Source organism: Nakamurella sp. (assembly GCF_048594475.1).
GTDB lineage: Bacteria > Actinomycetota > Actinomycetes > Mycobacteriales > Nakamurellaceae > Nakamurella.
This window is the reverse complement of sequence record NZ_JBMDXT010000238.1, coordinates 1-8,765: the sequence shown is the minus strand read 5'-3', so window position 1 is coordinate 8,765 and position 8,765 is coordinate 1. Positions and strand designations below refer to the sequence as shown.

Sequence of the window (8,765 nt, the reverse complement as noted above, 5' to 3'; positions counted from 1 at the left end):
GCCTCGTCCGAGCCGACGCCGTCCTCGACGCCCACGATGTTCTCGATCTCGCTCTCCACGCCGACACCGACCGCGTGGCACTCCTTGACGACCTCGCGGGTCTCGTCCCAGGCCTGCTGCAGCGGACGGTCGGAGGCGTCGAACAGCACCGAGGTCCAGCCGTGCCGGATCACCTCGGTGATGACCGCACGATCGGGGCAGTGGTCCAGGTGCAGCGCGACCGGGACCGACGCCGCACCCGCCGCGTGCTGGAAGATCCCCGAGATGATCTCCGCGCCCATGCTTTTCACGGTCTTGACCGAGGTCTGCAGGATGATCGGGGACTGGGCCTGCTCGGCCGCGGCGATGATCGCGCGCAGGGACAGGTCGTCCACGATGTTGACCGCGGGTACCGCGTACCCGGCCTTGCGGGCGGCGACGACGAGGTCGACGGTCTTGGCGATGGTCATGTCAATCCTTCGGACTGATGGACGGTGGTGGGTCCGTCCGGCTGGACAACGGCGAGGTTCGTTCGGTTCGGTGCCTACCGGCCGACACCGGGCTCGTCGCCCGGTGTGGACCGTGTGTCATCTCATCGTAATGGACATGTATGGACTTGTATAGCCAACCTAGCGGCCAATTTTTGCCGCGACCGCCCGCACCTCGTGGACGATCGAGAGGAAGTTGTCCACGTTCACCCCGAACCGGGCCATGAACAAGCCGTCCGGCACCGAATCGGGTGCCCCGCCGGCCGCGTCGGCGACGTCGGTGAACGTGCCGGGCTGGGCGCTGCCGCCGTACACCACGCGGGCCTGGGCGTCCCGTTCCGCGATCAGCTCCCGGACGATCGCGATGGACTGCGCGACGTGCGCGGGCGGCGCCGGCTGCGGCCGGCCGATCGCCCAGGCCGGTTCGTAGGCGACCAGGATCTCGCCGCCGGCCGGGAAGCCGTCCAGCCAACGGTCGAACTGCGTGCGGACCGCGTGCGCGGCCGACGTCCCCTCGACGTCCTCGCCGACGACGATCACCGGAGCCATGCCGGCCTCGGCGGTGGCCAGCACCTTGCGGCGCACGAGGTCGTCGTCCTCGCCGAAGAGGCGACGGCGCTCCGGATGGCCGGCCATCACCAGCCGGCAACCCAGCTCGGCCAGCACGGTGGCGCTGACCTCGCCGGTGTAGGCGCCCGCCGGGTACGGGGACACGTCCTGGGCGCCGACCAGACCGCCTCCCGCGCCCAGGGTTTCGAGCAGGGTGGGGATGAGCGGGAAGGACGGGCAGCAGAACAGGCCGGTCGCGCCGGCGGGATCGTCGGCGACCGCGTCCAGGACGCGCGGACCCCACTCCCGGGCCTGCGCGGCGGTGAAGTAGCTCTTGGAACTGCAGCCGATCAGGGTGGCGGGAAGCATGCGGAACCTTTCGTGGCGATCATCTCGACTCAGGTCGTACCATCTTGTTCTATCTTGTACATACAAGCAACCGCTACGCTGATCGCGGCCGCCCTCACCGGCCGATCCCCGTTCACCCGAGCTCGAATGGAAGGGCCTGACCGATGAAGAATCTCGCCCGCGTTTCACCGACGACCCTGGCCGACACCGAGTTCGACCTGGCGATCGTCGGGGCCGGCATCAACGGCGCGGCCATCGCGCGGGACGCGGCGACCCGCGGCCTGTCCGTGCTGGTCGTGGACAAGGCGGACGCCGGATCGGGCACCTCGTCCTGGTCCAGCCGGTTGATCCACGGTGGCCTGCGCTATCTCGAGCACGGCGAGCTGCGGCTGGTGCACGAGTCGCTGCACGATCGCGAGCGGCTCCTGCACATCGCGCCGCACCTGGTCACCCCGCTGCCGTTCGTCGTGCCGGTGTACAAGCACAACCACAAGCCCGGCTGGATGTTCCGCGCCGGCATGGTGCTCTACGACGCGCTGTCCCTGCGCAAGTCGGTGCCGCGGCACCGCGCCCTGGGCCGCAAGGCGGTGTCCGTCGAGCTCGGTTCGCTCAACCCGGACGGTCTCTCGGCCGGCCTGCGGTACTACGACGGGCAGGTCGTCTTCGCCGAGCGGCTGGTGCTGGAGACGCTCCTGTCGGCAGCCGATGCCGGCGCGTCCGTGCTGACCTACGCGACCGCGTCGATCACGGTCGACGGAGGCCGGGCGGTCGGGCTGACCGTGCACGACGAGCTGTCCGGCACCGACCACGCGGTGCGGGCCAAGGTCGTGGTGAACGCGGCGGGGCCCTGGGTCGACGAGGCCGACGCCGGGCTCGGGCTGGACCGGATGATCGGCGGCACCAAGGGCACGCACATCGTCGTCGACCCGTTCCCGGGCGCGCCGGACGTGGCCATCTATTACGAGGCGCGTTCGGACAACCGGGCCGTGCTGGTCATCCCGTGGAACGGCCGCTACCTGATCGGGACCACCGACGACCGGTTCGATGGCGACCTGGACATGGTGGCCGGCAACGAGGCCGAGATCGACTACCTGCTGGCCGAGACCAACAACCTGATCCCCGAGGCCGGCCTGACGACCGACTCGGTGCTGTTCAGCTACGCCGGCGTTCGCCCGCTGCCGTACCGGCCGGGCGTGAAGAGCGGCAACATCCCGCGCAGCCACCTGATCCTGACCCACGACTCGGTGGCCAATCTGATCAGCGTGGTGGGTGGCAAGCTGACCCCGCACCTGAGCCTGGGCACCGAGACCGTCGACAAGGCGGCCGGTCTGCTCGGCCGTACGCTGCCGGCGTCCCGGGCCGCGCACACGCCGCTGCCCGGCGGCGTCGCGGACTGGCCGGCGACCGCGCGGCGCCTGCGCGGCCGCTTGCCGTTCCCCAAGCCGGTGGTGGACCGCCTGCTGGCCGTCTACGGCGCCCGGTGCTCCGACCTGCTCACGCTGATCGGCCAGGACGCCGAGCAGGCCCGGCTGATCGGGACCGGGGAGTCGGCCGTGGTGGTTGCCGAGGTGACCCTGGCCGTGCAGGCCGAGGGCGCCGTCCACCTGGCCGACATCCTGCACCGGCGCACCATGGTCGGGCTGTTCCCGGCGCTGGCGCTGGACGTCGACCGTGAGGTCGCCCGGGTCGCCGCTCCGCTGCTGGGCTGGTCGACCGAGGATGTCGAGGCGCAGGTGCGCGCCCACCGGGACTACGTGCACACCCGCCTGCTGGGCGGCGTGGCCCGGCAGGTCCCGCAGGACGCCACCCTGGCCTGACCGGGGGGCCTGACCGGGCCTGACCGCTCGACCTTGCCGGCCACGGGCCGGGACGACGCCCGTCGTCCCGGCCCTCTGGTCTTTCCGGGACCCGCTGCGTCCGCGGTGTTCGCTGATCAAAGCCGGGCGGCAACCGGCGAATGCCCACCGCAGGCGCGGCTGTGATCAGCGAACCGGGGCGGGGCAGGCGCAGCGGCCGAGCGGGGCCCGGGTGCGCATGCCACAGGGCCGGCCCGCGCGCGAGGCGGGGGCCGGCCCTGTGGTGCGGATCCGTCAGTCGGTGTTGACCTTCTTGGCCCAGCCGCGGGTCAGGTCACGGGCCTCCCGCCAGCCGGCGTACATGGAATCGGCCTGGTCCCGGCTCATGCTCGGCTCGAACCGGCGGTCCAGCTTCCACTTGCCGGCAACCTCGTCCAGGCTCGAGTAGATGCCGGTGGCCAGGCCGGCCATCAGCATCGCCCCGAAGACGGTGGCCTCCGAGATGACCGGCCGCAGCACCGGAATGCCCAGGATGTCGGCCTGCAGCTGGCACAGGAAGTTGTTCTTCACCGCGCCGCCGTCGACCCGCAGTTCCGGGATGGAGATCGTTCCGCCGCCCCCCGACAGCGCGGCGTCGACGACGTCCCGGGTCTGGAACACCATGGATTCCACCGCGGCCCGGATGATGTGCAGGCGGGTCGTGGCGTTGCTGATGCCGATGATGGCGGCGCGGGCGTAGGGGTCCCAGTCCGGCGCGGACAGGCCGGTGAAGGCCGGGATGAGGTACACGCCGTTGGTGCTGGGCACCTGACCGGCGTACCACTCCGAGTCCGGGGCGGCGTGAATGAGCTTCAGGTCGTCCCGCAGCCACTGCATCGTCTTGCCCATGGCGAACAGCACGCCCTCGATCTCGTAGGCGTGCGTGCCCTCCACCCCCCAGGCCATGCTGGGGGTGAGGCCGGCGACACGCTGCGGCGTGGTGCCGCAGTTGATGTTCAGCACGCCCGCGGTGCCGTAGGTCATCTTGCTCTGGCCGGGGGAGTAGGCAGCCTGACCGAACAGGCCGGCCTGCTGGTCGCCCATGGTCGCCGCGATCGGCACCTCGGCGCCGAACGTCGCGCTCAGGTCACCGACGACGGTGTCGGACGGCACGATCTCGGCCAGCATGTCGACCGGGATGTTGTAGGCCGCCAGCAGATCGGTGTCCCACTTGAGCGTCTCCAGGTTGAACATCATCGTCCGGGAGGCGTTGGAGTAGTCGGTGACGAACGCCTTGCGCCCGGTCAGGTTCCAGATCAGCCAGGTGTCAACGGTTCCCGCCAGCAGCTCACCCTTCTCGGCCCGCTCCTGGGCCCCGGGGACGGCGTCGAGGATGACGCGGATCTTGGAGGCCGTGTAGTAGGCGTCGGGGATGAGGCCGGTGCGCTCCTGGATCATCTCGCCGTAGCCCTGCTCGACCCACTGCTCGACGACCGGGGTGGTCTGCCGCGAGGCCCAGACGATGGCGTTGTGGATGGGCCGGCCGGTGTCCTTCTCCCAGACGATGCCGGTCTCGCGCTGGTTGGTCAGGCCGGCGGCGGACAGGTCGGACGGCTGCAGGCCGGCCTTGCGCAGGGCGGCCCGGATCACCTCCATCTGGATGGAAAGGATCTCCATCGGATCGTGTTCGATCCAGCCGGGCCGAGGGTAGTGCTGGGTGAGTTCCGCGGCGGCGACGCCGAGCACCTCGCACTCCTCGTTGATCACGAATGCGCGGGCACCGGTGGTGCCCTCGTCGATGCCCAGGATGTACCTGCTCACAAGGTTCCCTCTCTGTCGAGCAACGGTGATCGGCGGTTCCCGGACATTCCGGATGCCGCGGTCCATGGGGAGTGGGTTCAAACTAGAGCGGTCGTCCGGTCGGGTCAAGACGTGTACAGACTTGTATGGTCCGGTGTGGTCAGGTCGGCCTGACCGGGAGCCGAACCCGTTGCTCGGCCGTGTTTCTCATTCGGAGGTCGCGATCCCGCGGGCGTTGCACCGGGGTTGCGTCGGGCTTGCCCGGATCCCCCGATCGGGCCATGATCAGGTCCCGGACGCCGGCCGGAGATCCCGGAGCCGGTCCGGACCCGAGAACTGGCCATGCATCACCGGCCGCGGACGACCCCGGCCGACCGGGCCGGACGCCACGCGGCGACCGGTCCGAACCCGGGCCGACACGGTCCGAAACCGGGACGGCCAAGTCTTGTACAGACTTGTATGTACCTGTACTGTTCCGACACGCGCCCGGTCGACCGCGACAGGGCGAAGTTCCGTTCCTACACCGTGGTACGAGTACGGAAGGCCACTCATGTTCGACGTTCTGTCCCTGCTGCTAGCCCTCGGCGGCGGGTTCTTCGCCGCGGCGATCGGCGCCCTGCACTCCTTCATCTTCACCGGCTTCATGGTGATCGCCGGCACCGGCATCATCGTGGCCGGCGGCTCCGCGGACTTCCTGAACACGGTGGCCTTCGGCCCGGTGTTCGGCCCGCACGTCGCCTTCGCCGGCGGCGTCGCCGCGGCGGCCTACGCCGCGCGCCGGACCAAGGACGTCGGGGGCAAGGACATCGGCGTCCCGCTGATCTCCGTGGAGAAGCCGGACGTGCTCATCGTCGGTGCCCTGTTCGGCGCCGGCGGGTACCTGCTCCAGCTCGGGGTGGCCAAGATCCCGTGGTTCGGCACCCACACCGACACCGTGGCCTTCACGGTGTTCATCTCCGCGCTGGTCGTGCGCCTGTTCATCGGCCGGGCGAGCATCTTCGGCAACCTGCCCGAGGGGGCCGGCTGGGGCCGGTTCGCGCCCAAGGACGAGACCGCCTGGGTCCGCTACCACGAGAAGTTCGTGCCGAACACCGTTCTCGGCCTGGGTGCCGGCCTGTTCGCCGCCGGTACCTCGCTCAAGCTGCACGAGCTCTTCCCGGACGCCGCGCCCACCCAGTTCCTGGTCTTCGGCCTGTCCGCGGCGTCCCTGCTGTTCCTGAGCCTCGGGCTGAGCTTCCCGGTGACCCACCACATCACCATCATCGCCGGGGTCGGTGCCGTGACGTTCCTGCCGATCGTCAACGACAACTACGTCCTGGCCCTGATCATCGGCACCCTGTTCGGCATGATGTCGGCCTGGTTCGCCGAGGCCGGGGCCCGGTTGTTCCACGACCACGGCAACACCCACATCGATCCGCCGGCGACCGCCATCTGGCCCGCGACCCTGGTCGTGCTCACCCTGGCCGGTCTGTTCGCCTGATCCGTCCTCCTTCGCGCCGACAGCGTGGCTGCCCCCGGGCAGGCACGCTGTCGGCGTTTGGCGGGTCCGCCCGCCGGTCGCGAGGCTCTACAGAAAGGAATGTCCTTTGTCGGATTCGCCGCTGGACCTGTCCCGCACCGCGGCGGTCGTGCTCGACGTCGACGGCACCATCGCCGGAGCGGACCACCGGGTCTCCGCCCGCACGTCCCGGGCGATGGGTGCGCTGGACGAGTCCGGGGTGCCGGTCGTGCTGGCGACCGGCCGGACCCGGGCCAACGTCCGCGACATCGCCCGCGCCGCCGGCCTGCGCAGCGCCCAGATCAGCTGCAACGGGGCCGTCATCACCGACCCGCAGACCGGGGCCGACATCTGGGTCCGCACCGTGCCCGAGTCCGACATGACGGCGATGATCGAGGTGCACCGCACCACCGGCCGGCCGCTGACCTGGTGGACCGCCGGCGAGATCTACGCCACCGACGAGCGGCTGGCCCGGACCATGGCCGACATCAACGAATCCGAGGTCCGGCTCGGCACCCCCGACCAGATCGAGCCGGGCACCGTGGTCAAGACGATGATCTTCGGGACCCGGGACGAGCTGGACGCGGTCGCGCCGGTGATGGCCCGGCTGGTCCCGCGAGCGATGCGGTCGATGGACGAGTTCTGGGAACTGTCCGGTCCGGACGCCAGCAAGTGGACGGCGCTGGAGTTCCTGCTCGACCGGCTCGGCATCGACCCCGCCCTGGCCGCCGGGGCCGGTGACGGCGGCAACGACGCGGTGTGGATGCAGCGGATCGGGACCCCGGTCGCCATGGGCAACGCGCGCCCGGAGGCGCTGGCCGCAGCGCGGGCCACCATCGGCCGGCACGACGAGCATGGTGCAGCGGAGTTCCTGGAGGAGATCCTGCGGCAGGTCCGGACCCGGGTGGCCTGAGGCCGTTCGGGGGGTCGGGGTTTGATCGGGTGCGGGCGGGGTACCGGCACTCTGCTGCCCACTACAGTGGGTCTGCCCGTTATGCCGCGAGTCCCACCGTCGGGACACCGCCGCGGACCCCCGGACAACCTGGAGAACCACCCATGCGCGACTTCGCCTGCCCCCACTGCGGCCAGCAGCTGGCCTTCGAGAACTCGGTCTGCCTGAACTGCGGCAGCTCCCTCGGCTTCGACCTGGCGGCCCGTGACTTCGCCGTTCTGGGACCGGACGGGACCACCACGACCGGACCCCAGCGTCGGATGTGCGCGAACCTGCACGTCGCGGCGTGCAACTGGCTGGTGCCGGTGGACGGCGGGCCGCTGTGCCGCTCGTGCTCGCTGACCCGCACCCGGCCGGCCGACGGCGACCCCGCGCTGCCGGCGTTCGCCGAGGCCGAGGCGGCCAAGCGGCGTCTGGTGGTGGAGCTGGTCGAGCTGAGCCTGCCGATCAACGACCGCGAGGCCGACCCGGAGAAGGGGTTGACCTTCGACCTGCTCTCCAGCGAGCACGAGAACGTGATCACCGGCCACGACTCCGGCGTCATCACGCTGGACCTGGCCGAGGGCGACGACGTGCACCGCGAGCAGCTGCGGATCTCGATGGACGAGCCGTACCGCACGCTGCTGGGCCACTTCCGGCACGAGACCGGCCACTACTTCTTCTTCGTCCTGGCCGAAACCGGTCCGGCCCGGGAGGAGTTCGAGCGGCTGTTCGGCGACCCGGACCTTGACTACCAGGCCGCCATCGATCGCCACTACTCGCAGGGTGCGCCCGAGGGATGGGAGGAGAACTACGTCTCCTCCTACGCGACCATGCACCCGGCCGAGGACTGGGCCGAGACCTTCGCCCACTACCTGCACATCCGGGACACGATCGACACCGCGGCGGCCTTCGGGTTCGCGCCGGCCGGTGCGGCTGCCACCCAGGCGCTGCCGGGCGACGTCGGGTTCGACCGGATCATCGCGCTGTGGCTGCCGCTGGCCTGGTCGCTCAACATGATCAACCGGTCGATGGGGCACAAGGATCTGTACCCGTTCGTGCTGCCGCCGGCCGTGCTGGACAAGATGCGGCTGGTGCACAAGCTGGTCGCGGCCGAGAACACGCCGGCCGAGGTCAACGCGGCCGTCGGGGTCTGATCGCGCCCCCGGGGGCCCGGTCCGGTCGGGCCCGCCCGTTCGTGCCGGGCGGCCCCGACCGGTAGCGTCGCACGGGTGAGCGAGGAGGATCCGGGTCTGTTCGCGGTCGGCGGGACCCGTGGCCCCTCGGTCGCGACCGCCGGCGCCGCCGGGCCGGCCGTCCGAGCCCCCGGCCCGGCCGCCGCAGCACTCGGTCCGGCCGCCGGCTCCTGGCGGCCCGACCGGCCGTCCGACCCGCAC

General features: G+C 70.8%; 7 protein-coding genes. 4 read left to right on the top strand and 3 right to left on the bottom strand.

The annotated features are described in order from the left end of the window. Together ACOJUF_RS11060 and ACOJUF_RS11055 are read right to left on the bottom strand one after the other, a co-directional pair. Positions 1-449: class II fructose-bisphosphate aldolase (locus tag ACOJUF_RS11060; protein WP_420121905.1), on the bottom strand; the 449-nt coding region annotated here is incomplete at its 3' end. 159 nt (positions 450-608) lie between these two features. Next, positions 609-1,385: a triose-phosphate isomerase family protein gene (locus ACOJUF_RS11055; RefSeq protein ID WP_420121904.1), complete on the bottom strand. Its 777-nt coding sequence runs from the start codon at positions 1,383-1,385 to the stop codon at positions 609-611. Between the two features lie 143 nt (positions 1,386-1,528). Here ACOJUF_RS11055 and ACOJUF_RS11050 point away from each other — a divergent pair, with 143 nt between their 5' ends. After that, positions 1,529-3,181: an FAD-dependent oxidoreductase gene (locus ACOJUF_RS11050; RefSeq protein WP_420121903.1), complete on the top strand. Its 1,653-nt coding sequence runs from the start codon at positions 1,529-1,531 to the stop codon at positions 3,179-3,181. 273 nt (positions 3,182-3,454) lie between these two features. On the opposite strand, the gene ACOJUF_RS11045 is transcribed toward ACOJUF_RS11050, so the two are convergent. After that, on the bottom strand, positions 3,455-4,960 hold the full coding sequence (locus ACOJUF_RS11045) for an FGGY family carbohydrate kinase (RefSeq protein WP_420121902.1): 1,506 nt from the start codon (positions 4,958-4,960) through the stop codon (positions 3,455-3,457). A gap of 529 nt (positions 4,961-5,489) precedes the next feature. Here ACOJUF_RS11045 and ACOJUF_RS11040 point away from each other — a divergent pair. From ACOJUF_RS11040 to ACOJUF_RS11030, 3 genes are all read left to right on the top strand, one after another. Continuing rightward, positions 5,490-6,419 carry a hypothetical protein gene (locus ACOJUF_RS11040; RefSeq protein ID WP_420121901.1) on the top strand — a complete coding sequence of 310 codons (930 nt, stop codon included), beginning with the start codon at positions 5,490-5,492 and terminating at the stop codon, positions 6,417-6,419. A gap of 106 nt (positions 6,420-6,525) precedes the next feature. Next, the gene (locus ACOJUF_RS11035; RefSeq protein ID WP_420121900.1) at positions 6,526-7,350 is read left to right on the top strand and encodes an HAD family hydrolase; all 825 of its coding nucleotides are present in this window, start codon (positions 6,526-6,528) and stop codon (positions 7,348-7,350) included. 143 nt (positions 7,351-7,493) lie between these two features. Next, positions 7,494-8,525 (top strand): zinc-binding metallopeptidase family protein, encoded by a 1,032-nt coding sequence (locus ACOJUF_RS11030; protein ID WP_420121899.1) that lies wholly within the window; start codon positions 7,494-7,496, stop codon positions 8,523-8,525. Positions 8,526-8,765: the final 240 nt, after the last annotated feature.

Excerpts from the sequence above, each read along its gene's own strand:
- ACOJUF_RS11055 (WP_420121904.1), bottom strand. The coding sequence starts at position 1,385 with ATGCTTCCCGCCACCCTGATCGGCTGCAGTTCCAAGAGCTACTTCACC.
- ACOJUF_RS11050 (WP_420121903.1), top strand. The coding sequence starts at position 1,529 with ATGAAGAATCTCGCCCGCGTTTCACCGACGACCCTGGCCGACACCGAG.
- ACOJUF_RS11040 (WP_420121901.1), top strand. The coding sequence starts at position 5,490 with ATGTTCGACGTTCTGTCCCTGCTGCTAGCCCTCGGCGGCGGGTTCTTC.
- ACOJUF_RS11030 (WP_420121899.1), top strand. The coding sequence starts at position 7,494 with ATGCGCGACTTCGCCTGCCCCCACTGCGGCCAGCAGCTGGCCTTCGAG.